Annotated in this window: 22 protein-coding genes and 1 tRNA gene; 9 read left to right on the forward strand and 14 right to left on the reverse strand. The window is 60.9% G+C overall.

What is annotated here, in order from left to right; genetic code table 11:
* Nucleotide 1: 1 nt before the first annotated feature.
* The gene (locus M2360_RS20850; RefSeq protein ID WP_280777290.1) at nt 2–883 is read right to left on the reverse strand and encodes an EamA family transporter; all 882 of its coding nucleotides are present in this window, start codon (nt 881–883) and stop codon (nt 2–4) included.
* Between the two features lie 64 nt (nt 884–947).
* Nucleotides 948–2,405, reverse strand: a complete 1,458-nt coding sequence (locus M2360_RS20855; RefSeq protein ID WP_280777292.1) for an NAD(P)H-hydrate dehydratase — start codon at nt 2,403–2,405, stop codon at nt 948–950.
* 361 nt (nt 2,406–2,766) lie between these two features.
* On the opposite strand from M2360_RS20855, the gene M2360_RS20860 reads away from it, so the two are divergent.
* Nucleotides 2,767–3,105 (forward strand): P-II family nitrogen regulator, encoded by a 339-nt coding sequence (locus tag M2360_RS20860; protein ID WP_137153622.1) that lies wholly within the window; start codon nt 2,767–2,769, stop codon nt 3,103–3,105.
* A gap of 70 nt (nt 3,106–3,175) precedes the next feature.
* Nucleotides 3,176–4,585 carry a type I glutamate--ammonia ligase gene (gene glnA, locus M2360_RS20865; protein WP_263822202.1) on the forward strand — a complete coding sequence of 470 codons (1,410 nt, stop codon included), beginning with the start codon at nt 3,176–3,178 and terminating at the stop codon, nt 4,583–4,585.
* Nucleotides 4,586–4,662: 77 nt separating this feature from the next.
* On the opposite strand, the gene M2360_RS20870 is transcribed toward glnA, so the two are convergent.
* The 3 genes from M2360_RS20870 to M2360_RS20880 are packed head-to-tail and all read right to left on the reverse strand — an operon-like array spanning nt 4,663 to nt 7,300.
* The gene (locus M2360_RS20870; protein WP_280777296.1) at nt 4,663–5,199 is read right to left on the reverse strand and encodes a GNAT family N-acetyltransferase; all 537 of its coding nucleotides are present in this window, start codon (nt 5,197–5,199) and stop codon (nt 4,663–4,665) included.
* Nucleotides 5,196–6,230, reverse strand: coding sequence for a TAXI family TRAP transporter solute-binding subunit (locus M2360_RS20875; protein ID WP_280777297.1), 1,035 nt, complete (start codon nt 6,228–6,230; stop codon nt 5,196–5,198). Before M2360_RS20875 ends, M2360_RS20870 begins: the two co-directional genes overlap by 4 nt.
* 14 nt (nt 6,231–6,244) lie before the next feature.
* Entirely contained in the window at nt 6,245–7,300 is a 1,056-nt protein-coding gene (locus M2360_RS20880; RefSeq protein WP_280777299.1) for a hypothetical protein, read from the reverse strand.
* 131 nt (nt 7,301–7,431) lie between these two features.
* On the opposite strand from M2360_RS20880, the gene hspQ reads away from it, so the two are divergent.
* Together hspQ and M2360_RS20890 are read left to right on the forward strand one after the other, a co-directional pair.
* On the forward strand, nt 7,432–7,761 hold the full coding sequence (gene hspQ / locus M2360_RS20885) for a heat shock protein HspQ (protein WP_280777300.1): 330 nt from the start codon (nt 7,432–7,434) through the stop codon (nt 7,759–7,761).
* Nucleotides 7,762–7,876: 115 nt separating this feature from the next.
* Nucleotides 7,877–8,824, forward strand: coding sequence for a phosphoribosylaminoimidazolesuccinocarboxamide synthase (locus tag M2360_RS20890; RefSeq protein WP_280777301.1), 948 nt, complete (start codon nt 7,877–7,879; stop codon nt 8,822–8,824).
* A gap of 178 nt (nt 8,825–9,002) precedes the next feature.
* Here M2360_RS20890 and M2360_RS20895 read toward each other — a convergent pair whose 3' ends face one another.
* The 3 genes from M2360_RS20895 to metG are packed head-to-tail and all read right to left on the reverse strand — an operon-like array spanning nt 9,003 to nt 12,162.
* On the reverse strand, nt 9,003–9,806 hold the full coding sequence (locus M2360_RS20895) for an MBL fold metallo-hydrolase (protein WP_280777303.1): 804 nt from the start codon (nt 9,804–9,806) through the stop codon (nt 9,003–9,005).
* Between the two features lie 15 nt (nt 9,807–9,821).
* Complete coding sequence (locus M2360_RS20900; RefSeq protein ID WP_280777305.1) at nt 9,822–10,607, reverse strand: TatD family hydrolase; 786 nt, start codon at nt 10,605–10,607, stop codon at nt 9,822–9,824.
* Between the two features lie 7 nt (nt 10,608–10,614).
* On the reverse strand, nt 10,615–12,162 hold the full coding sequence (metG, locus tag M2360_RS20905) for a methionine--tRNA ligase (RefSeq protein WP_280777306.1): 1,548 nt from the start codon (nt 12,160–12,162) through the stop codon (nt 10,615–10,617).
* A gap of 263 nt (nt 12,163–12,425) precedes the next feature.
* Here metG and M2360_RS20910 point away from each other — a divergent pair, with 263 nt between their 5' ends.
* Nucleotides 12,426–13,208, forward strand: coding sequence for a sulfite exporter TauE/SafE family protein (locus tag M2360_RS20910; protein WP_280777375.1), 783 nt, complete (start codon nt 12,426–12,428; stop codon nt 13,206–13,208).
* Nucleotides 13,209–13,222: 14 nt separating this feature from the next.
* Here M2360_RS20910 and M2360_RS20915 read toward each other — a convergent pair whose 3' ends face one another.
* The 4 genes from M2360_RS20915 to M2360_RS20930 all read right to left on the reverse strand — a co-directional run bounded on the left by M2360_RS20915 (nt 13,223) and on the right by M2360_RS20930 (nt 17,268).
* Nucleotides 13,223–14,254: a DNA polymerase III subunit delta' gene (locus tag M2360_RS20915; protein ID WP_280777307.1), complete on the reverse strand. Its 1,032-nt coding sequence runs from the start codon at nt 14,252–14,254 to the stop codon at nt 13,223–13,225.
* The gene (gene tmk / locus M2360_RS20920; RefSeq protein WP_280777308.1) at nt 14,251–14,937 is read right to left on the reverse strand and encodes a dTMP kinase; all 687 of its coding nucleotides are present in this window, start codon (nt 14,935–14,937) and stop codon (nt 14,251–14,253) included. Before tmk ends, M2360_RS20915 begins: the two co-directional genes overlap by 4 nt.
* A 52-nt stretch (nt 14,938–14,989) precedes the next feature.
* Complete coding sequence (locus M2360_RS20925; RefSeq protein ID WP_280777309.1) at nt 14,990–16,126, reverse strand: D-alanyl-D-alanine carboxypeptidase family protein; 1,137 nt, start codon at nt 16,124–16,126, stop codon at nt 14,990–14,992.
* Between the two features lie 116 nt (nt 16,127–16,242).
* Nucleotides 16,243–17,268 (reverse strand): septal ring lytic transglycosylase RlpA family protein, encoded by a 1,026-nt coding sequence (locus tag M2360_RS20930; protein ID WP_280777310.1) that lies wholly within the window; start codon nt 17,266–17,268, stop codon nt 16,243–16,245.
* 262 nt (nt 17,269–17,530) lie between these two features.
* Here M2360_RS20930 and M2360_RS20935 point away from each other — a divergent pair.
* Nucleotides 17,531–17,620: transfer RNA gene (locus tag M2360_RS20935), tRNA-Ser, on the forward strand.
* A gap of 75 nt (nt 17,621–17,695) precedes the next feature.
* Here M2360_RS20935 and M2360_RS20940 read toward each other — a convergent pair.
* Nucleotides 17,696–18,616, reverse strand: coding sequence for a LysR family transcriptional regulator (locus M2360_RS20940; RefSeq protein ID WP_280777312.1), 921 nt, complete (start codon nt 18,614–18,616; stop codon nt 17,696–17,698).
* Nucleotides 18,617–18,711: 95 nt separating this feature from the next.
* On the opposite strand from M2360_RS20940, the gene M2360_RS20945 reads away from it, so the two are divergent.
* The 3 genes from M2360_RS20945 to M2360_RS20955 all read left to right on the forward strand — a co-directional run bounded on the left by M2360_RS20945 (nt 18,712) and on the right by M2360_RS20955 (nt 21,305).
* On the forward strand, nt 18,712–19,503 hold the full coding sequence (locus tag M2360_RS20945; RefSeq protein WP_280777313.1) for an NAD(P)H-dependent oxidoreductase: 792 nt from the start codon (nt 18,712–18,714) through the stop codon (nt 19,501–19,503).
* Nucleotides 19,504–19,916: 413 nt separating this feature from the next.
* Complete coding sequence (locus tag M2360_RS20950) at nt 19,917–20,246, forward strand: hypothetical protein (RefSeq protein WP_280777314.1); 330 nt, start codon at nt 19,917–19,919, stop codon at nt 20,244–20,246.
* 357 nt (nt 20,247–20,603) lie between these two features.
* The gene (locus tag M2360_RS20955) at nt 20,604–21,305 is read left to right on the forward strand and encodes a glutathione binding-like protein (RefSeq protein ID WP_280777316.1); all 702 of its coding nucleotides are present in this window, start codon (nt 20,604–20,606) and stop codon (nt 21,303–21,305) included.
* A 99-nt stretch (nt 21,306–21,404) separates the two neighbouring features.
* On the opposite strand, the gene M2360_RS20960 is transcribed toward M2360_RS20955, so the two are convergent.
* A complete protein-coding gene (locus M2360_RS20960; protein WP_280777318.1) occupies nt 21,405–22,025 on the reverse strand; it encodes an invasion associated locus B family protein in 621 nt (206 codons plus the stop codon).
* Nucleotides 22,026–22,284 lie beyond the last annotated feature (259 nt).

The raw sequence follows: 22,284 nt of genomic DNA on the forward strand, positions 1-22,284 counted from the left end.
ATCAGGCTGCGGCGGGTCGAGGCTTCAGCCAAGCGGGATTGAAGACATTCAGCGCCAGCCCCGCGACGATCAGCAGGGCGGCGATGATGCGGAGCGGCCCGAAGGCCTCGCCAAGCACGATCGCCGCCGAACTCATGCCGAACACCGGCACCAGCAGCGAGAAGGGCGCGACCGTAGCGACGCCATAGCGGCGGATCATCGCGCCCCAGACGGCGAAGCCGAATATCGTGGCGAGATAGGCGATATAGATCACCGCGCCCGCTCCCGACCAGGTCACATGCATGAGCGCCTGGTAGTCACGCTCCCAGCCCTCAAAGGCCAGGGAGATCGCGAAGAGCGGGACAGGCGCGACGAGGCTGACCCAGACCATCAGCCTGAGCATGTCCACCGCGCCCGCCTTTTTCATCAGCAGATTCGAGCAGGCCCATGCGAAGGCGGCGCCGATCGACAGCGCCAGTCCCGATGCGGTGAGATCGCCATTCACGGTTGAGGCGATCAGCGCAACGCCCGAAAAAGCCACCAGCATGCCGGCGATCTGGGTTGGCCGAGGCCGGTCGCCGTAGACGACAACCGCGAGAATGACCGTGAAGAATGCCTGGCTCTGCAGCACCAGCGAGGCGAGCCCTGCCGGCATGCCGACGCTCATGCCGAGAAACAGCAGCGAGAATTTGATCACGCCGAGCACCAGGCCGATGCCGATAATGATCCGCCAGGGGACATCTGGCTTGGGCAGGATCAACGCGAGCGGAATGGCTGCGAACAGGAAGCGGAGGGCGGAAAAGAAGATCGGCGGGAAATTGTCGATGCCCAGCCGGATCACCACGAAATTGAAGCCCCAGACGGCGGCGACGAGAACCAGGAGAAGGATATGGACGGGCTTCATGGCGGACTCCTTTTGATCCGCCATACTCCCGATCGGGCGGGACGACAAAGCCAAGTTTGTCAGATCAGACATCAATAAAATTGATGAGTGTTTCCGCCGTCAGTCCCCTGCCCGCGCGTTGCCCCGCCTCACCATGATGCCAGACGGCGGCGCAGGCAGCTTCATACACTGGCAGGCCTCGCGCCAGAAGCGCCCCGCAAAGCCCCGCGAGCACATCGCCTGAACCGGCGGTGGCCAGCCAGGGCGGAGCATTGGCGTTGATCGCGGCGCGACCATCCGGACTGGCGATCACGGTGTCGGCGCCTTTCAGGATCACGGCGGCGTTGGCGCGGGCGGCGGCGGCCAGCGCCCGGTCGACCTTGGACAGCGTATCATCGGCAGCAAGATCCGGGAAAATCCGGGCGAATTCACCATCATGCGGCGTCAGGATCAGCCGCGGCTCTCCGGCAAAAACCTTGAACAACAGATCGGGATCGTCGCGAAAACTGGTGATCGCGTCAGCGTCCAGAACGAGGCGACGATCCTTCAGGGCCAGCGCAAATGCCCTCGCCTTTTCGCCGACGCCGAATGCGGGACCGAGCACGAAAGCGTTGAGCCGGGCATCGTCCAGAATCGTTTCCAGTTCCGCTAGGCTGTTGGCCGTCTTGAGCATGATGGCGGTCAGGTGGGCGGCGTGAACAGGCGCGGCGTCCTCAGGCGCGATGATGGTGACAAGCCCTGCCCCGGCGCGCAAGCCGGAGGCGGCGGCGAGCCGCGCGGCGCCGGTCTGCATTGCGCCGCCGGAAAAGACAGCCAGCGAGCCATGGCTGTATTTGTGTCCTGCTGGTGATTTGTTCGCGAGGTGGTCGCGCCAGAGATCGGGACCATTGATGCGGACAGGACCCGCATGCTTGTCGAGCAAGCGGCGGGGCACGCCGATATCGGCGATCTCGATCTCGCCGCACAGCGCCCTGCCGGGCATCAACAACTGTCCTGGCTTGGCGGCGACGAATGTCACGGTCACCGCAGCCTCGAAGCCGCCGCCGCGCATTCGGCCGGAATGTCCGCAGACGCCCGAGGGCATGTCCACCGCAATGACCGCCGCGCCCGCCGCCGTCACCTTGGCCGCAAGCGTCATCACGTCGATCGAAAGGTCACGCGACAGACCGGCGCCGAAAAGGGCGTCGATCACGACATCATCAGACGCTGGCTGATATTCCGCCAAAGGCTGCTGTGCGCAGCAGGCGTCGGCGCGCGCGCGCCTGGCGTCATCGGTGGTCGGCGGGGCGAGCGCAAAGACGGCGATCTCCACGCCGGCCTCGGCCAGCGCGGCAGCAGCCACATAGCCGTCGCCGCCATTGTTGCCAGGCCCGCAGAGGATCACGAAGCGGCGCGCGCCCGGATAGCGACGGAGCGCGGCGGCGGAGACCGCCCTGCCCGCTCGCGCCATCAAGGCGTAGCCCGTTATGCCTGACGCGATGCAGTCGGCGTCAACAGCCGATACAGCCTGTGGTTCAATTAGCATACTATGGTGATTGCTCATCGTTTGAGCATCCTAGAAATATCGCAGGGCGAGCGACGTCGCGATTCTCACCGCCGCACTTTGTTCATCGGCAAAATAAGATGAAATTATAATCATTTGCATAGTTATTCACCGAACCTTCCACCCCATAGCAATATCCGATTTACCTCTTATGAGACATTGCGTCCCATTCTGGGAGGAAAATGGGAGTTGTGCGTTTTTTTCTCTTTTTTTTTGGCTGATTTTGCGCATGATCGCGAGGGACTTGCAGAATTTCAAGCAAAATTCGCGCTTGTTGTGTAGATCTGGCACGCGATGTGCATTTATCGAGGCGAGCGGGAGCAACTCGCTTTTAACGGGAGAAGCGGAGAGACATTTTCTCATGAAAAAGATCGAAGCGATCATCAAGCCGTTCAAGCTTGATGAAGTGAAGGAAGCCCTTCAGGAAGTTGGACTGCAAGGCATCACGGTGACCGAAGCCAAGGGTTTCGGCCGTCAGAAAGGCCATACCGAACTCTATAGAGGCGCAGAATACGTCGTCGATTTCCTTCCGAAAGTGAAGGTGGAAGTCGTGCTGGCGGATGAAAATGTCGAACGCGTGATCGACGCGATCCGCAACGCCGCCCAAACGGGACGAATCGGCGACGGCAAGATTTTCGTGTCGAATGTCGAGGAAGTCGTGCGCATCCGCACCGGCGAGACCGGCGTCGACGCGATCTGACGCCCAATAAGACCAAGCCTGCCGGGCAACGGCAGGGAGGAAACATCGTCATAGCAAAGGAAAAACTTCGATGACGACTGCAAAAGACATCATGAAGCAGATCAAGGACAACGACGTGAAATTCGTCGACCTCCGCTTCACCGATCCCAAGGGCAAGCTGCAGCATGTGACCATGGACATTTCGGCCGTGGACGAAGACATGTTCGCCGATGGCGTCATGTTCGACGGTTCCTCGATCGCCGGCTGGAAGGCCATCAACGAGTCCGACATGGTGCTGATGCCGGATCCGGCCACGGTGCATATGGACCCGTTCTTCGCCCAGTCCACCATGGTCATCCTTTGCGACATCCTGGATCCGATTTCGGGCGAAGCCTATAATCGCGATCCGCGCGGCACCGCCAAGAAAGCCGAAGCCTATCTCAAGGCTTCGGGCATTGGCGACACCGTGTTCGTCGGCCCGGAACCGGAATTCTTCGTGTTCGATGACGTCAAGTACAAGGCGGATCCCTACAACACCGGCTTCAAGCTCGACTCGTCGGAACTGCCGTCCAACGACGACACCGATTACGATTCCGGCAATCTCGGCCACCGCCCGCGCGTCAAGGGCGGCTATTTCCCGGTTCCGCCGATCGACAGCCTGCAGGACATGCGCTCCGAAATGCTGACCGTGCTCTCCGAAATGGGCGTGGTGGTCGAAAAACAGCATCACGAAGTGGCCGCCGCCCAGCACGAGCTTGGCGTCAAGTTCGACACGCTGGTGCGCAACGCCGACAAGATGCAGATCTATAAATATGTCGTGCATCAGGTCGCCAACGCTTACGGCAAGACGGCAACCTTCATGCCGAAGCCTGTTTTCGGCGACAACGGCTCGGGCATGCACGTCCACCAGTCGATCTGGAAGGACGGCAAGCCGACTTTCGCCGGCGACGAATATGCCGGCCTGTCGGAAAGCTGCCTCTATTATATCGGCGGCGTGATCAAGCACGCGAAGGCGATCAACGCCTTCACCAACCCGACCACCAACTCCTATAAGCGTCTGGTGCCGGGTTATGAAGCGCCGGTTCTCCTGGCCTACTCCGCCCGCAACCGTTCGGCCTCCTGCCGTATTCCGTTCGGCTCTTCGCCGAAGGCCAAGCGCGTCGAAGTCCGCTTCCCGGATCCGGCTCAGAACCCCTATCTCGGCTTCGCCGCCATGCTGATGGCCGGCCTCGACGGCATCAAGAACAAGATCCATCCCGGCAAGGCCATGGACAAGGATCTTTATGACCTGCCGCCGAAGGAACTCAAGAAGATCCCGACCGTCTGCGGCTCGCTCCGCGAAGCGCTGGAAAGCCTCGACAAGGACCGCAAGTTCCTCACCGTCGGCGGCGTGTTCGACGACGACCAGATCGACAGCTATATCGAGTTGAAGATGCAGGAAGTCATGCGTTTCGAAATGACCCCGCATCCGGTCGAATTCGACATGTATTATTCCTGCTGATCTGTCAGCAGCGACTGAAAAAGAGAATGGCGGGGTTTTGCCCCGCCATTTGCGTTTCAGGATGTCGACACGTGGTGTCAGGGTTCCGGATGCCGGTAGACCAGGCATGGATCGCCGTTCGGCGTCTGCGCTGACGAGTCAAGAAACGCGCCCATGCGCTCCGCCAGTCGCCGCGATGGATGGTTGTCGGGATCGATATAGGAGACGAGGCTGCTTACACCCGCCTCCCGGAAGGCGAAATCGCGGGCGGCCGCTGCCGCCTCCGTCGCATAGCCCTTGCCCTCGAAACCATCGAACAGGAGCCAGCCGAGTTCGACTTCGGGATAATCGACCGGATGATGCACGGCGACTTCTCCGACCAGGTCGCCCGTCCCGGAAAGCTCCACCGCCCAGCCGCCGAACCCATGGACAGGCCAGTGGCCGATCACATTCATGAATCCGTCCCACACCTGCCGGGGCCTGAGGCGACCGCCGATGAACTGTGAGCGGTCGCTGGCGTAGATGGCCAAGAGATGCTCGAAGTCCGGGGCGCGATAGGGGCGCAGAAGCAGCCGCTCCGTGCGGATAAGCGGCGCCTCGAGCCGCTTTCCGTCCGCTGAGAGATGATCCGTCACTGCTTGAGCCGCTCTTTCAGAAGCTTGAGATAATCGTCGTTCTCGCCGCCCTCGGCGTTCGTCGGCTCCGCCTTGGCGCAAGCAGGCTTGTAATCCGCCGCCAGACCTTCCTTGACGCAGACGCCGACCTTCCAGCCGGGCGGGATCGCCGTCAGGTCCACCGTCTTCCATTTCGGATGGCCGCTTTCCTTGAGTTGGGCGAGATTGTTGACGATCAGGCTGGAGAAGTCGGCCACCGCCTTGCAGCTTTCACGATGATAGGCGTTGCGGGTCTTGTCATAGTCGAAGGTCATCAGCACCGCCTTGACCGAGACGACATCCACCGGCTGTTTCTGGAACGGATAGGATTTGGCTTCAATGCGAGCGGGGATATAAGTCGCGAGCAAAGGCGCTTGCGTGATCGGCAGCAGATGGAATTTTCCGCCGTCGATCTTGTCGGTCTCGAATAGAGCCGCCGGCGCGCCGGCGACATAGAAGAAGGCGTCGATCTTGCCGGCCTGGAGATCCTTGAGCGCCTGATCCTGATTGATCTCCACCTGATCGGCGTCGACATCGAGAATATCGAGGATCAGGGTCGCGGTGAGAAAGGTGCCGCTGTCGCGCACGCCGACGGCGACCTTCTTGCCGGCGAGATCTTCGATCGTCTTGATCCCGGTGCGGGCGAGCACATGCACCTCCTCGTTATAGAGCGGGAACATGATGCGCACGCCCTTCACCGCCTGCTGGATCTCGGGATCATTGGCCTCGAAGGTCTTGAGGTAGTCGAGCACGTCGCTCTGAACGATGCCGAATTGGGTGTTCTTGCGTTTGCGCACGCTAGAGAAATTTTCGAGCGAGCCGGCGCTCTCCACCACATTCAGCGTCTGTCCGCAGCTTTTTCCCAACGCAGCGATATCGCGACCGATCTTGATGTAAGTGCCTTTCGGCCCGCCGGTCATGATGTTCTTTTCAAGCTCCGCAGCTTCGGCGCCAGCGCCGAAAAGCAGTGAGGCTGCTGTCAGCCCAGCCAGAAACCAAGTCGCGATACCCATTCAATCCCTCCTCGTCAGCACGCGCCGCGCAAATCGCGCAACAGGTTTCGAAGCGCCGCAGCCGGCACGCGTCCGTAAACGGATTTCAGCGCATCCGTGACGCATTGTCCATCGCTCAGAAGCTCGAAGAGCTTTTTCTGCTTTGCCGCGGACAAGTTGTCATAACCGGGCATGTCCGCGAGCGCGCGGCTGACATCGTCGGGATTGCGCGGGCTGACCGGATCATCCGGCTGTGGGTCGGGGCGCGTGTCGGGTTCATCGGGGCGCGGCCGCGTCGGCTCGACCTCCGCCAATTGTTTTTCAAGCGCTGCCACTTGCCGCGTCAGTTTGACGATCTCGGTTTCGAAGCCTTTCGCCCGTTCTTCGGCGCGGGCCCGATCGGCCGCCTCACGTTTGAGACGATCCCGCAATTCCGCCGCTTCGAGCGTCAGGGTCCTGATTTCCCCCTGCAACTGATCGGCGTCACCGATATTGCCCTGGGCCTGTTTCAGTTCCGCCACCAGGATATCGCGTTCGCGCGTGAGGCGGTCGAGTTCGGCCTGAAGATCTCCGCCATCGGCGAGCGCGGCGCGGAGATCCTTGATGGCGGCGTCGCGCGCCGCAAGTGTCTTCTGGGCGAGGGCAAGATCGGCTTCCGCCTGGTCGAGCGATGTCTGCGCGGCGGCGAGATCGCGGACTGTCTTGTCAGCGCCTTTCAGACGCGCGCGCAGATCCTTGATCTCCTTGGCGAGCGCGACGTCGTCGTTTGAGCCGGCGCGCAGCTGGTCGTTCTCGCTTTGCAGCGCCTTGAGTTCGGCATCGAGATCGCCGAGTTCCGCCTCCAGTGACTTTTCGCGGGATGCGGCTTTCTGCGCCTGCGCCTTGGCGCCGTCGAGTTCCGTCCGCAGATCGGAAATCACCTGATCGCGCTCTTCGACAACCGCACCGGTGTCGCCCTGGACATAGCGCGCGGCTCCGTAGCCGCCGCCCGCGCCGATAACGAGCGCCAGCACGGCCGCAATCAGCGCGCCGGCGGAGCGGCCGGGTTTGGCGCCCGAGGGACCGGCGTCCCTCCCCCATTGATTGACCATGAAAACTCCTCTGCCATGTCAGCCGCCTCGATTTCGGTCGGCGATTTGCAGACTGTTATGGCGCGCGAGACCCGACTTGAAAAGCCGCCCAAGCCGCACCAAATTCAGGGATGTTCAATCGAGGTGCGGATATGCGTGAGAGAGTGGCGAAATACCAGATCGGACAGGTGGTCCGGCATCGGGTTTTCCCGTTCCGGGGGGTGATCTTCGACGTTGATCCGGAATTCGCGAACACCGAAGAATGGTGGAATTCGATTCCGCCCGAAGTCCGACCGTCCCGGGACCAGCCTTTTTATCATCTTTATGCGGAAAATTCGGAGACGGCCTATGTCGCCTATGTTTCCGAGCAAAATCTCATGCTCGACGAAAGCGGCGATCCCTTCCGGCATCCGGCGGTGCTGGCGAATTTCGATCCGGAAAGCCGCACGCAATATCGGCCCAAGGCCTTGCAGACCCACTGAGGATACTGGCGAACGCCCCGTTTCGGCTTGACCTTTGCCCGTGGCGCTGATTTATCGGCCCAAGAGCGCGGGGCTTCCCCGCCAGGCGAACTCTGTTTTGAAAGGCTATGGCGCGATGACCGGGCTTCCCGTGCTGGACGATGCGTATATTCCCGAATTGCCGAATTATTACAAAGGCAAGGTGCGCGACAATTACGATCTGGCCGATGGCAGCAGGGTGATCATCGCCACCGACAGGCTCTCGGCCTTCGACCGCATCCTGACCGCCATTCCCTATAAGGGCCGGGTGCTGACTCAGACGGCGCGCTACTGGTTTGAAGCGACCGGCGACATCTGCCCCAATCACGTGATTTCCTACCCGCATCCGAATGTGGTGATCGGCAAGCGGCTGGAAATCTTGCCGGTGGAGATCGTGGTGCGCGGCTATCTCGCCGGCACGACCTCCACCTCGATCCTCACCAAATACAAGGCCGGCGAACGGACGATGTATGGCGTGACGCTGCCCGACGGCATGCGGGACAATGAGAAGCTTCCTGAAGCCATCATCACGCCGACGACCAAGGCCTTCGATGGCGGCCATGACGCGCCTTTGTCGGCGGACGAAATCCTGTCACAGCAACTTTTGACAAAAGAGCAGTGGGACACGGTGTCGGCTTATGCGCTGGCTCTGTTCAAGTTCGGTCAGGAACGCGCCGCCGAGCGCGGATTGATCCTGGCCGACACCAAATATGAGTTCGGGATTGATGCCGACGGCAAGATCTTCGTCGCCGACGAAATTCATACGCCGGATTCCTCGCGCTACTGGATGGCCGACAGCTACCAGGCGGCGCTCGACAGCGGCACGCGGCCGGCGAGCTTCGACAAGGATTTCATCCGCTCCTGGGTGGCCGAACGCTGCGATCCGTACAACGACGAAATCCCCGCCATTCCGGCCGAACTGGTCGAGCAGGCGTCTGCTGTTTATATTGATGCGTTTGAGCGGATCACCGGTCAGAGTTTTGATCGCTCGACCGGCGGCGTGGCGCTTGCCGATATCCGCGAAAGCCTGAAGCACCTGTTTTGATAATTTGACCGGCAGCCGGCTGGCTGTCGCACTGTCCGCTGACCTCTCGGATCGTCACCCTCGGGCTTGTCCCGAGGGCCTACCCACCTGAACGTCGCATTCGACGATGCCGCGGCAGATGCTCGCCACAAGGGCGAGCATGACGATGGATCGGTTGGCGGTGGGCGGCTTTTGCGCCTCAAAGCTCTACTTCAATCCGCATCCCGTCATAGGCCGGTTCGACATGGTCAGGGGTTTCCCGCATAACCGTGTCGTAATCGAGCGGAATATGCATATGGGTGAGAATCGCCCGTTTGGGGCCGATGCGCTCGATCCACTCCATCGCCTGTTCGAGCGACAGGTGGCTCGGGTGACGGCGATATTGCAGGCAGTCGATCACCAGCACGTCGAGGCCCACGAGCCTTTCCAGCGATTCCTCGGGAAAGTGGCTAACATCGGTGCAATAGGCGACATCGCCAATCCGAAATCCGAGCGAATGGGCGTCGCCATGCTGCTGGATCAGCGGCAGGAAGGGGATTGGCCCGCCAGGCCCTCCGACCTCAAAACTGTTGGCGATGTCGATTTCATAGCTGCGCGCAATCGGCGGATAGGAACTGCCGACCGGCGTTTCGAACACATAGCGGAAGCCTTCGATCACCCGCTCCAGGGTCACCGGATCGGCCCAGACCGGCATGCGGTGCTCATTCTTGTAGACGAAGGACCTGATATCATCGATGCCATGCAGATGATCGGCATGGGCATGAGTCAGCACCACGGCATGCAGATCTTCAGCTCCAACGGCCACCATCTGGCTGCGAAAATCAGGGCCGGTGTCGATCACCACGGATGTCAGCTTGCCGTCATCGGACCATTGCTCCACCAGCAAAGCGGCGCGGCTGCGACGGTTTTTGGGATTGTTGGGATCGCAGGCGCCCCAATCGCCGGTGATGCGCGGCACGCCGGGCGAAGATGAGCATCCGAGAATCGTAAAGCGTCGCTTCATGAGCGAGGTTCTCCGTCAGGCGACACGCGTCATCTTGGAAAAGCAGCGAAAGGCGTTTTCGGTGGTGATCTCAGCGATCTCTTCCGCGCTCACGCCGATTGTTTCCGCCAGCACAGCCGCCGTGTTGACCACATAAGACGGCTCGTTGCGTTTTCCCCGCCAGGTTTTCGGCGCGAGATAGGGCGCGTCGGTTTCCACCAGCAGCCGGTCTCGGGGCACCGACGCAGCGATGTCGCGGATATCCTGCGACTTCGGAAAGGTCAGGATGCCCGAGAAAGAGATATAGCCGCCGAGTTCCACACCGACGCGCGCCAGTTCCGCCCCCGAAGAGAAGCAATGGAGAAGGAAGGGGAAAGCGCCGCCCGTCTCCGTCTCATCCCTCAGGATCGCCGCCATATCGTCATCGGCGGCGCGGGAATGGATCACCAGCGGCAGGCCGGTAATGCGTGCGGCGGCGATATGCCGGCGCAGACCGGTCGCCTGCTGCTCGGGCGTCGCATAGTCGTAGAAATAATCGAGACCCGCCTCCCCGATCGCCACGCATTTCGGATGCTCGGTCAGGGCCACGAGTTCATCCGTCTGGATATCCGGCTCCTCATGCGCATGATTGGGATGCGTGCCGACCGAGCAGAACACCTGCGGATAGGTGTCCGCAATCGCCTTGATGCGTTCGAAGCGATGCACCAGCGTCGAGATGGTGATCATCTGGCCGACGCCGGCCGCCTGAGCGCGAGCGATCAGCTCGTCGCGCTCAGCGTCGAAATCCGGAAAATCCAGATGGCAATGCGTGTCGATCAGCATGCCGACCTCACGCTTTCGGCGGGAAATATTTCGGGAAGACGCCGGTCGGCGGCGCGATCGTCACGCCGCTCTTGACGCGGCCGTTCGCGCCGAGCGAGGCGAAGTTCCGGCTCGTAACCGACTCCCCGAAGAGATCGAGCAGCTTTTCGGCCGAGGCTGGCACATAGGGCTGCAGCATCACCGCGATCTGGCGGACGACTTCGAGCGTCACATAGAGCACGGTTGACATGCGAGCGATATCGCCGGATTTCGCCAGCGCCCAGGGCGCTTGTGCTGCGAAATAGCTGTTGGCTTCCGACGACACGGCAAACACTGCTGACATCGACTTGTGAATCTGCTGCGTCGCCATTTCTGCGCGGCAAGTCGCGATCGCCTTGTCGGCGAGCGCGATCAGCGCCTCGTCGTCGGCCGTCAGCGGGCCTGGCTCGGGAATCACGCCTTCAAGATTCTTCGACACCATCGACAGCGAACGCTGGGCGAGATTGCCGATATTGTCGGCGAGATCGGCGTTGATGCGGTTGGCGATCGCCTCTTCGCTATAGGAGCCGTCCTGGCCGAAGGAGACCTCGCGCAGGAAGAAATGGCGCACCTGATCGCAGCCGAAATGTTCGACGAGATCGAAGGGATCGACGACATTGCCGACCGACTTCGACATCTTCTCGCCCTTGTTGAGCAGGAAGCCATGCGCATAGACGCGCTTGGGCAGCGCCACGCCCGCCGACATCAGGAAAGCCGGCCAGTAAACGGCATGGAAACGGATAATGTCCTTGCCGATGATATGGATCGCCGGCCAGAACTTCCAGCGCTCATGGCTCTCGTCAGGATAACCTGCCGCAGTGATGTAGTTGGTCAGCGCGTCGACCCAGACATACATCACATGCTTGGGATCGCCCGGAACCGGAATGCCCCAATCGAAGGTGGTGCGCGACATCGAGAGATCGCGCAGGCCGGATTTCACGAAGGAGACAACCTCGTTGCGGCGCTCGTCGGGGCCGATGAAATCTGGCTGGGCCTCATAAAGCGCAAGCAGTTTGTCCTGATAGTTGGAGAGACGGAAGAAATAGCTTTCCTCCTCCACCCATTCCACCGGCGTGCCCTGCGGCCCGTAGCGTACGCCATCGGCGCGCAGCTCGGTTTCGCCTTCCTGATAATAGGCCTCGTCGCGGACCGAATACCAGCCGGAATAGCTGTCCTTGTAGATGTCGCCGGCCTCGACCATCTTGGTCCAGATGGCCTGCACCGACTTGTAGTGGCGCTCTTCCGTGGTGCGGATGAAATCGTCATTGGAGGCGTTGAGAAGCGCGCCCATGCGGCGGAATTCGGCGGAATTGCGGTCGGCCAGTTCGCGCGGCGTCAGGTCCTGGGCGCGCGCGGTCTGCTGCATTTTCTGACCATGCTCGTCGGTGCCGGTGAGGAAGAACACCTCGCGTCCATCAAGTCGCTGGAACCGCGCCAGCGCATCGGTCGCGATCAATTCATAGGCATGGCCGATATGCGGCTTGCCATTGGGATAAGAGATCGCCGTGGTGATGTAAAAGGGCGAATTATCGGTCATTCGCAGTATTGCCTTGCCTGTCGATTGCTGTTGTTGCAGCGCTTCTAAGCCTTATTTCGGGCGGCTGCAAACATGAATCGAATTTCCTTTCCAAAACTCATCCAAGTGTGCAGGCCGTGGGATAGACCGCGCCGTTTGCTTGACTCGAACCGGATCGGCGACTAGTCGATTAAGTGTGGGTCTCCTCAGCGTGAAACATTGAGGCGGAAAGCGCGACGGAATCGTTGTGCGCGAAAGGGATTGAGTTGGACTTCCTGCATTACATTAATCCACTTTATTCGATATCCGGCCTTTTTGTCGGCATTCTCGTGGGAATTACCGGAGTGGGCGGCGGCTCTCTGATGACGCCGCTTCTTGTCGTCCTCTTCAATGTGCATCCCGCGACAGCAGTCGGCACCGACTTGCTCTATGCCGCCATCACCAAGAGCGCTGGCACCGCCGTGCATGGCGCCAACAAGACGATCAATTGGGCAATCGTCCGCGTTCTCGGCCTCGGCAGCGTGCCAGCAGCCCTCATCACGCTTTACATGCTGTCCGGAATCGACCGCAAAAGCATCGCAGCAGTGTCATTGATCACCTATGCGCTCGGCTGGATGCTGTTTCTGACCGCATTCCTGCTCCTGTTTCGCAATTCGATCGTCGCACGCGTCACCGAATGGAGACAGCACAAGCCGCCGGTGTCGACGTCGACCGTGACTGTGTTGACATTTGTACTCGGCATTGTTCTCGGCACGCTCGTGACATTGACGTCGGTTGGCGCGGGCGCTCTTGGCGTCACCGTGCTTCTGATGCTCTATCCGCGCCTGCAGATCCGCGACATTGTCGGCTCCGACATCGTCCATGCGGTGCCGCTCACGCTTGTCGGCGGCATCGGCTACTGGATGATTGGCGAAATCGACTGGATGATGCTGATTTCGCTGCTGATCGGCTCCATCCCCGGCATCATCATCGGCAGCCATATCGCGCCGCGCATGCCAGACCGGCTGATCCGCCCGTTTCTTGCCGCCACGCTGGCGCTGGTCGGCCTTAAACTTGTGTTTGCGTGAACGTCTGACGGCGGCTAGAGCCGGCCGACGATCTCGCCCATCAACGTGATGACGGTCTGTTTGCGTTCGAGATTGTAGGCGTCGGATGCGGTGATCTGCTCGTCCATCAGCGATTTCAGTTGCGACAGATCAAAAGCTCTCGCGATGTCGCCCAGCATGGCCGCGGCCCGCGCCCGACTGGACACTTCCATTCCCAGCTGATCGATGAAGAATTCGTAGAGGATGTCGCCATCCTTCTGCGCCACCACATCGGCAATCTTATGGATGGCGCGGCGTTGTGCCGGTCCTTGCTGCTCTATCGCAGCTTTCATCGCATCCAGCATGTCCAGGCCGCCATAATTCAGAAGCTTGATCGCCTGCGAGACCGACCCGCCGGCCAAAGCCAGCAACCGATCCCGCGTGGCGTCCGGCGCGGAAAGGCCGAGATGGGCGAGCGCCGCCAGAAGCTCCGGGTGATCAAGCGGTCTCAGGCTGACCGTAAGGCAGCGCGACCGAATGGTCGGCAACAGTTTGCCCGGCGCATGCGACAGCACGAGGAACATCGACCGCTTCGGCGGTTCCTCCAGCATTTTCAGGATCGCGTTTGCGGCGCTGCGATTGAGATCGTCGGCCGGATCGACAATGACGATGCGCCAATTGCCGGTGCCGGATGTCTGGGAAAAGAATTTGCCCGCCCGGCGCACTTCATCAACGGTGATCGCCGTTTTCACCTTGCCCGTCTTGACGTCGACCGGGCGGGCGAGATGCAGGAGATTGTGCGACGCTCCCTGGGCGATCTGCCGGAACATCGGGTGATCCGGGTCAGGATCGGCGAGGACAGCCGGCGCGGCCAGCGGATCTGGATGAGCGAGTATGTGATTGGCGAAGCGAAAAGCGAGCGTCGCCTTGCCGACCCCTTCCGGCCCTTCGAGCAACAAGGCATGGTGCCCCTTTCCGCTCGCATAGGATTCCGCCAGGAACGCCTGCGCGCCGGAATGACCGAACAGCCGCGTATTTTCCTGTGGGGCGATCGCCCCGTCCAGCAGTATTCCCGGAGTTGCGGTCACGCTTCGCCCGTCTCCCGCACCCTTTGCGATTGGATCGGCAACAGGCTTTCGACAATCTCGAAAATCCTGTTGTGGACGGCCTCGGGCGGCCAGGCCGCGTCAACGACCCGGCAGCGGAGCGGCTCCCGATCGGCGATATCGAGAAAAGCCTCGCGGCGCTTCTCATGCGTGGAGACTTCCTCCTTCTCGAAGCGATCCGGCTGGGCGGCCGCATTGTCGCTTCCTGCCCGCGCCCGCGCGCGCCTCAGGCCCTCCGAGGCGGGCAGATCAAGGATCAGGGTGCAATCGGGCATGATCCCGTTTGTCGCCACGCGTTCGAGATTTTCCATGAACTCGGGCTCGAGATTGCCGGTCACGCCCTGGTAGACCCGGGAAGAATCGATAAAGCGGTCGCACAGCACCACGGCGCCCGTGGCAAGCGCCGGCCGGATCACCTCTTCGACATGGTCATTGCGGGCGGCGGCGAACAGGATCGCCTCCATGCGCGCCCCATGCGCCTCGGCGGCGCCGGACAACAGCACATGACGCACGGCCTCCGCGCCCGGAGAGCCGCCGGGTTCGCGCGTCACCAGCACATCGAGGCCCATACGCCGCAGGCGATCGGCAAGAAGCCGGATCTGGGTGCTTTTTCCGGCCCCCTCTCCCCCTTCGAACGTCACGAATAAACCTTGTCTTGCGGCCACGCCCGGGCTCCATTCTTGCCTTGCATGCTCATAACCAAGCCGGCGTCATCCGTCAAAGCCAGAAGAACATCAGTTCCTTCAAACCGTCCCACGCCTTCGACGCCAAGGACCCCGCCCCCACCGGCGCTGAAGCGTAGACAGGCGTTTCGAGGATTTTGCGCCCGCCCAGACTAAGTTCCATCGCGCCGATCTTTTGTCCGGCTGACACCGGCGCCGTGAGGGGCCATGTGTAGCGAATGCGGGCTCGGATTTTATCCTCCGTATCGACGGGCACGAAAATATCGACGTTTTTGTCGGCCCTAAGCGGAACCCGCGCGGCGTCGCCGCCGAAAACAGGCGCTTCCGCCACCGTCTCATCCTGGCGAAACACGGTGCGGCGGGCGAAATTCGAAAAGCCCCAATCCAACACGCGGCGGGTTTCCGCAACCCTCTCCTTGTCCGATCCGAGGCCGCTCATGGCAAGGTAAAGCCGCGTCCCGTTGCGCTCGGTCGTCGCGACGATCCCATAGCCCACGCCTTCAGCGAAACCGAGCGCCATGCCATCCAGGCCGATGCCCAGTTTCAGAATCCGATTTCGTTGCCGGATCTTGTTCCACTCGAAATCCTCTTCGCCGAACAGGCCGGCATATTCCGGATAGGCGGCGCGGATATGCATTGCGAGCCGGGCGAGATCCCGGATGGACGTCTTGTTGCCGGGGTCGGGAAGACCATTGGAATTGGCGAGCGCGGTGCTGGACAGTCCGAGTTCTTTCGCCCGCGCGGTGAGCTTTTCGGCAAAGGCTGCGTCGGAACCCGCCAGCCCCTCGCCCAGAATGATGCAGGCGTCGTTGGCGGAATGCACGATCACGCCGCGCAGGAGATCCATCACGCTGATGTCGGAATTCAGCGCCGCGAACATGGTGGAGGTGCGCGACAAGGCGCCGCCGGTGCGCCAGGCATATTCCGACACTTTGTATCGGATGTCGGGCCTGATCCGCCCCTCTTTCAATTCCCGAAAGACATATTCGGCTGTCAGCAATTTGGCGAGCGACGCGGGCGGGATCGGCGCATCCGCCTGCCGCTCAAACAGGACAGTGCCGGTGCTTTCCTCGATCAGCAGGATTTCCTTCGCCTTGGTGTCCAGCGGCGCCGCCCGTGCAAAACCGGGAACGGTGATCGACAAGACGATCGCGGCGAAAAGACGAAGCAAGATTGGCATGACGATCCGGAACAGAGTGGTCCCCCTCACCCTACGCGAATTGGCAGCGGCGCCAAGTGGCGCGCCGTCGCTAATTGGGATGATCCCCCGCGACCTCCGACCGCAGATCAGTTCCGGCGCTCGACGGATTTGCGGATGGCCTCGGCGTCCAGTCCGTCCGTGCCGACGAGAACAGCGTCGAAGGGCGCTGATTGCGCCGTTTGCACGCGCATTTCCGCGTATGCCGACAGGGTTCCGAGGCTCTGCTCGTTATATTGCGGCCGCTCGGCGGGAATGGGGCCAAAGTCTGGAAGTTGCACCATCATCTCGAAATCGGAGAGATCGCCGGTCCAGGCGGGCGTCGCGACGGGCGGCGCAAAGGCCACTGCGGCGGCGCGGGTCACGGAGGGTTTCGGAACCACCGGCTGCGACCGCACGTCTTCGCGCGGCGTGAACGTGGCGTCGTTGGATGCGACCATTACGCCCGTGGCGATCTGACCCTCCGGATTGCGCCTGATACGCTCGCCCTTGGGAACGTAGGACGCCATCAGGAAGGCCTGATCGCGGCCATCCATCCGGGCCTTGCCGACATATTGCACGCGCACCTTGGCCGTGCCGTGATGGCGCATGTCCAGCATGTCGGCGGCTTTGTCGGAAATGTCGATGATTCGGCCGGGATGATAGGGGCCGCGATCATTGACGCGCACGATCAGCGACGAGCCGGTCTGAAGATTGGTGACGCGCGCGTAACTCGGCAGCGGGAAAGTCGGATGGGCGGCGGAAAGCGAATACTGGTCGTAGATCTCGCCATTAGCGGTCAGGCGGCCATGAAAGGCGGACCCATACCAGGACGCCAGCCCAACCCTGTTGTAGGACTTGTCTTCTTTGGGCGCATACCACTTGCCCTTGACCTGATAGGGCTTGCCGACCATTTGCCGGCCGCCGCCCTTGGGCGGATGCTTGCCCTTATAGACGCGCGGACTGGCCTTGACGCCATATTCGCTCTCGGCGAAATATTCCTTGCCGTGCTGACGCTTCTTGCCCGCGTATTTCGTGGTTCCGCAGGAGGCCACACAGAGCGAGACGGCGACCAAGGCCACCCATTTTCCCGCGCATGCCCAAGACGCCCGCCGCCGCTCAGTCTTTACCGCCATATGCCTTCTGCGCCCCGCGCCGCAAGCTTCTTTTCGTTTCAGAACACGCCCCGCCGTCCCGGGCGGTCGAATGCGCTTCTGTTAACTACGGTTGGTAAAAACATGCCAACATCCTGGCGGAATTGCGAACGGAATTGGGATGCGGACCTGGAAATTGCTCGTTATGGTAAATGTTCGGTTAACGCGCCAAACACCGTTCGAAACAGCATGACCCGCCCATGTTGACGCCGCCGGCGAAGCTGCTAAAAGGGGCAACCGAAGCGGATGGGTGTCCGAGTGGTTTAAGGAACCGGTCTTGAAAACCGGCGTGCGGGAAACCGTACCGTGGGTTCGAATCCCACCCCATCCGCCAGTCCCGCCGATTTTGCGCTATGTTGCGAGACAGTTTGGCAGACGCCGCCGTTTGCCATCGAATTTTGGAGCCGTCTTAGTCGCTCCCGATCCCCGGCAGGCGAGCAGCCTGTTCGACCAGATAGTCGATCAGCAATCGGACGCGCGCCACCTTGGCCCGGGCAGGTACGATCAGCATGTTGAGTGGTGTCGTAGGCAGCGAATGGTCGGAGAGCAGCGGCTCAAGTTCGCCGCTCGCCAGCAAATCATCGACGAGCCAGCGATGGGCCGGGCCTATACCCCGTCCAGCCCTGAAGGCTTCGCGCGCGGCGAGACCGTGATCGACACGAAGGTCGCCCTTCGCAGGGATGGCGTGAGGCGTGCCGTCTGGTCCTGTGAGCACCAGCGTTTCGCTGCCGGCGATATTCGACATGCGGATGACGTTATGGGCCATCAGCTCCACCGGTGTCTCGGGGCGACCATGCGCGGTGAGATAGGCAGGAGCCGCCACCAACAGCCGCGCGCTTTGCCCGAGGTGATGCAGCTTCATCGAACTGTCGGTGAGAGGTCCGAGGCGCAGGGCGATATCCACGCCTTCCTTCACCAGATCAATCCGCTCGTCGGTCAGGCCGAGGTCGATGCGGATATTAGGATAGCGCGCCTGAAACGCGAAGATCAGCCGTGTGATGTGCAGCACGCCGAGCGCGGCGGTGCAAGAGACACGGATCGTCCCCGAGTGTGCGTTGCTGACATCGCGGATTTCCTCGCACGCCTGTTCGACCAGCCGGAGGATTTGGACACATTGGGAGTAATAGCGGGTGCCTTCCTCGGTTAGCGCGACACGGCGGGTCGTGCGGTTAAGTAGAGATGCGCCCACGGCCTCTTCCAGTTCGCGCAGGTGTCGCGTGATAGTAGATTGGCCTGTTCCCAATTCCCGCGCCACAGCCGACAGGTTCCCGCGCTCCGCAACGCGGATGAAGGTGCGCATTCGTTCGAGCGTGATATTAGATTGATCCATATTTCGGCATTATCATATCCATTGCCGATATATACCGGAATAATCGAGGCAAGGCTACCTTGGCCGCTGATGTCACTCCAGCCTTAAGGTGCTCCATGAAAATTCTCCTCGTCTTCGCCCACCCCGAACCAAAATCATTGTCCGCCTCGTTGCGCGATGTTGCGGTTCACGAACTCGAAGCTGCCGGCCATGAGGTCCGCGTGTCCGATCTCTATGCGATGAACTGGAAGTCACAGATCGATCGGGCCGACTTCCCGGCGCTTGCCTCCGGAGAACGTTTGCTGCCCGTCGCAGCCTCGAAGAACGCCTTCACGACCGACACGCTGACCGACGACGTGAAGGTGGAAATTGACAAGCTGCTCTGGGCAGACACGCTGATCCTGCAATTCCCACTCTGGTGGTTCACGATGCCGGCGATTCTGAAAGGTTGGGTTGATCGAGTGTTCGCCTACGGCTTCGCCTATGGCGTCGGCGAGCACAGCGATAAGCGGTGGGGCGACCGTTACGGCGAGGGCACGCTCGCTGGCAAGCGCGCCATGCTGATCGTCGCGGCCGGCGGCTGGCAGGAGCATTACGGCCCGCGCGGCGTGAACGGCCCGATCGACGACCTTTTGTTCCCGATAAACCACGGAATTCTCTATTATCCCGGCTACAACGTGCTGCCACCCTTCGTCACCTACAGTACCGACCGCTATAATGAAGAACGCTTCGAAGCTGCTGCACAGGACTTACGTGAACGGATGCGCACGCTGGAGACGACGGTATCCATTCCCTACCGGCATCAGAATGGCGGCGACTATCACATTCCAACGATGGAGTTGCGCGAAGGTCTCGAAACACCGGGCGTATCGGGTTTCGCGCTGCATCTGCGCCGGGTCGCCGATTGACTGAGCAAAATGGACGCAATCGGCACAATTGGTCCCTGGACCTTCGTTATGCGAAATGTGGGAGCGGATTAGAGGGCTATAGCGTGTGTATAGTTCTCATCCTCATCTCGCGCGGCCCGCCAGCACGCTCCTGTGCATACCAGCGCTCATTGCTGCGCATGTTTCATTCGCCATGCAAAAACGCTTTTTTAAACGCCGCAAAACTCGCGTTCTCGGCTCGATGTTTTATTGTTTCATAATTTGACGCATCTCAAATTTCCAATCTGCAAATCAGCTAGATTTTCAATCAGACAGGGCATGCGCCGTTCTCCTCCCGCGGCGCATGAGGGGCTGTCGGACGCGGCCGGGCGGCGGACACCGGCCGCGTCCCATTTTTCACCGCAACGATCCGCATTCCGAACACAGGCCGTTCCATGATGTCTCTTCTGGTCGCAGGCGCAAGCGCGTGTGTTGCAGCCCTTCTCTTTGTCGGCAGCGCCATCGCCGATCGCCGGCAGGAAGAGATGCGCTATGCGCGAGAGCTGGCGCTGGCGATCGGTGGCGATTATCGTTGCGGCTATGGTTTGAACATGCAAGCGGTGCGGGAGGCGATCGAACAGCGCCTCTTCTCCCTGCCATCAGCGGCGCTACACGAATTCAACACGGCGTTGGCAGAGGTCGCCTACAACACGGATAAACGGGATGCGGCGAGTTGTGACGCGCGCCGTGAACTCGCGGCGCGACTGGGCGTCCTGGATCATTGACATTTCACAAATTTACTATGTTTTCACTTGACAAGCCACAGGCTCTTGTCATTCGGCTTTTTTAGGCGGCATTCTTTATGGGCGGGGTGGCGCAGGCTTTGTCCCTTTTGTTTGCCAGCCAAACCCTCATGGCGACCCGGCAGCGTCCTTTCCACGAGGATTTGTGGGAAGGGCGCCGCCGGCCTCCAGACCGCGAATCAATCGTCGCGGACACCGCCACCAAAATTTTCCGTCCGCATGTATCCGGAAGCCGTTGCGCTTTGCCTGCGATGACCTACATCGGAGCGTGAGTTCGCGCCGTGGCGCGGCTCTTTCCCTGCATGCGCCTCCAGCGCGCTAACCCATCAGGACCTGTCCATGGCCTCCTTGTCTGCTTTTCCGATCACTGAAAAATGGCCGCCGATCGACCCATCCGTCATTCAGCTCTATTCTTTGCCCACGCCCAACGGTGTGAAAGTATCGATTGCGCTCGAAGAATTGGGGCTGGCTTATGAAGCGCATAAGGTGGATTTTTCCACCAATGCCCAGAAGAGCCCGGAATTCGTTTCGCTCAATCCAAACGGCCGCATCCCCGCGCTGATCGATCCAAACGGGCCCGACGGCAAGCCGATCGGCCTGTTCGAATCCGGTGCGATCCTGCTTTATCTCGCTGAGAAAACCGGCATGCTCCTGCCGAAGGACGCCGCGGCACGCTATGAGGCGATCTGCTGGCTCATGTTCCAGATGGGCGGCGTCGGGCCGATGTTCGGCCAGTTCGGTCATTTCTACAAATACGCCGCCGACAAGGTCGCCAACAATTCCTATCCGATGGAGCGCTATCGCGACGAAGCCAAGCGGCTGATGAGCGTGCTCGACGCGCGCCTTCAGGATCGTCCGTTCCTGATGGGCGAGGACTATACGATCGCCGACATCACCACCTTCCCATGGATCTGGTGCGCCGATTTCTATTACGGCGGCAAGGACGTGCTGGAAATGGACACGTTCCCGGCAATGATGGCCTGGTACGAACGCTGCATGGCGCGCCCGGCGACCCAGAAGGGTCTCAAGGTTCCGGCTTGAACTGAGCCGGCCCGCAAGCAGATTTCACATATCCCAAAAGAAAAACCCGGGACGCGCCAACCGCGTCCCGGGTTTTTATATGGCAGGAGCCGAACGGCCTTACTGCTGGGTGGCGGCCTTCTGGGCGTCTTCCAGCTTCTTGCGGGCTTCCTCGGCCTTCTTCTGCATTTCTTCCTGCAGCTTGCGCTGGGTTTCCTGCAGCTTGGACTGTTCCATGGCCGGACCGTCGAACACGCCGGTGAAGCCCGACAGCGTCATCTTGATCGGATTCGGAGCGCGCTGGAAATTCACCGAGGTGAACACGACTTCATTGCCCTTCTTGAGGCTGGCGATGACGGCGTCGGTCAGCGGCATTTCGGCGATGCAGAGATCAGGCATGCAGATGCCGTAATCCAGCTTCATGCCCTTGCCGCCGTCGATCTGCATCAGAACGCCCGGGGGAATGAGGCGCGCCGGCGGCACCGAAACCTGCATGAACTTGCGGTTCACCTTGCCCGACACCGTGACCAGCGCCACGGCGGTGATCAGCTGTCCGGTGTTGGCGGCGATGATGTTGCGCACCGAGCAGATATCCGAGTCGCCCTGCTTGTCGCACACCTTGAACCAGCCCTGCGGCGTCGCCTGCTGCGCCGACGCCGTCACCGGAGCGGCGACCAGCGTCGTTGCGAAAGTAGCGCCTGCGATCAGCGCGCCGACAACGGATTTGAACTTGGATGTCATTTTGCTTTCCCGTCTCTTGGAAGATCTCCTCGGCGGCAACGCGGGCCGCTTGAGCCGCGCCCCTCCTGCCGACCAAATGAGGCGAATGCATGACCCGCCTCGCATGGGCTCCTGTTACATCGGGCAGGCGGAGATATCCAGTATTTCTTGCTATGAAGCGGGTGAATATTTTCGCAGGGCGGCTGGTTCGTTGAAGTCTCGCGCCACACTTTGTACTGTCTGGCGTGATTCATCCGGTGTCGCCCCATGGTGCAAAGGG

Source organism: Rhizobium sp. SG_E_25_P2 (genome assembly GCF_029892285.1).
Classification (GTDB): Bacteria; Pseudomonadota; Alphaproteobacteria; order Rhizobiales; family Rhizobiaceae; genus Rhizobium_E.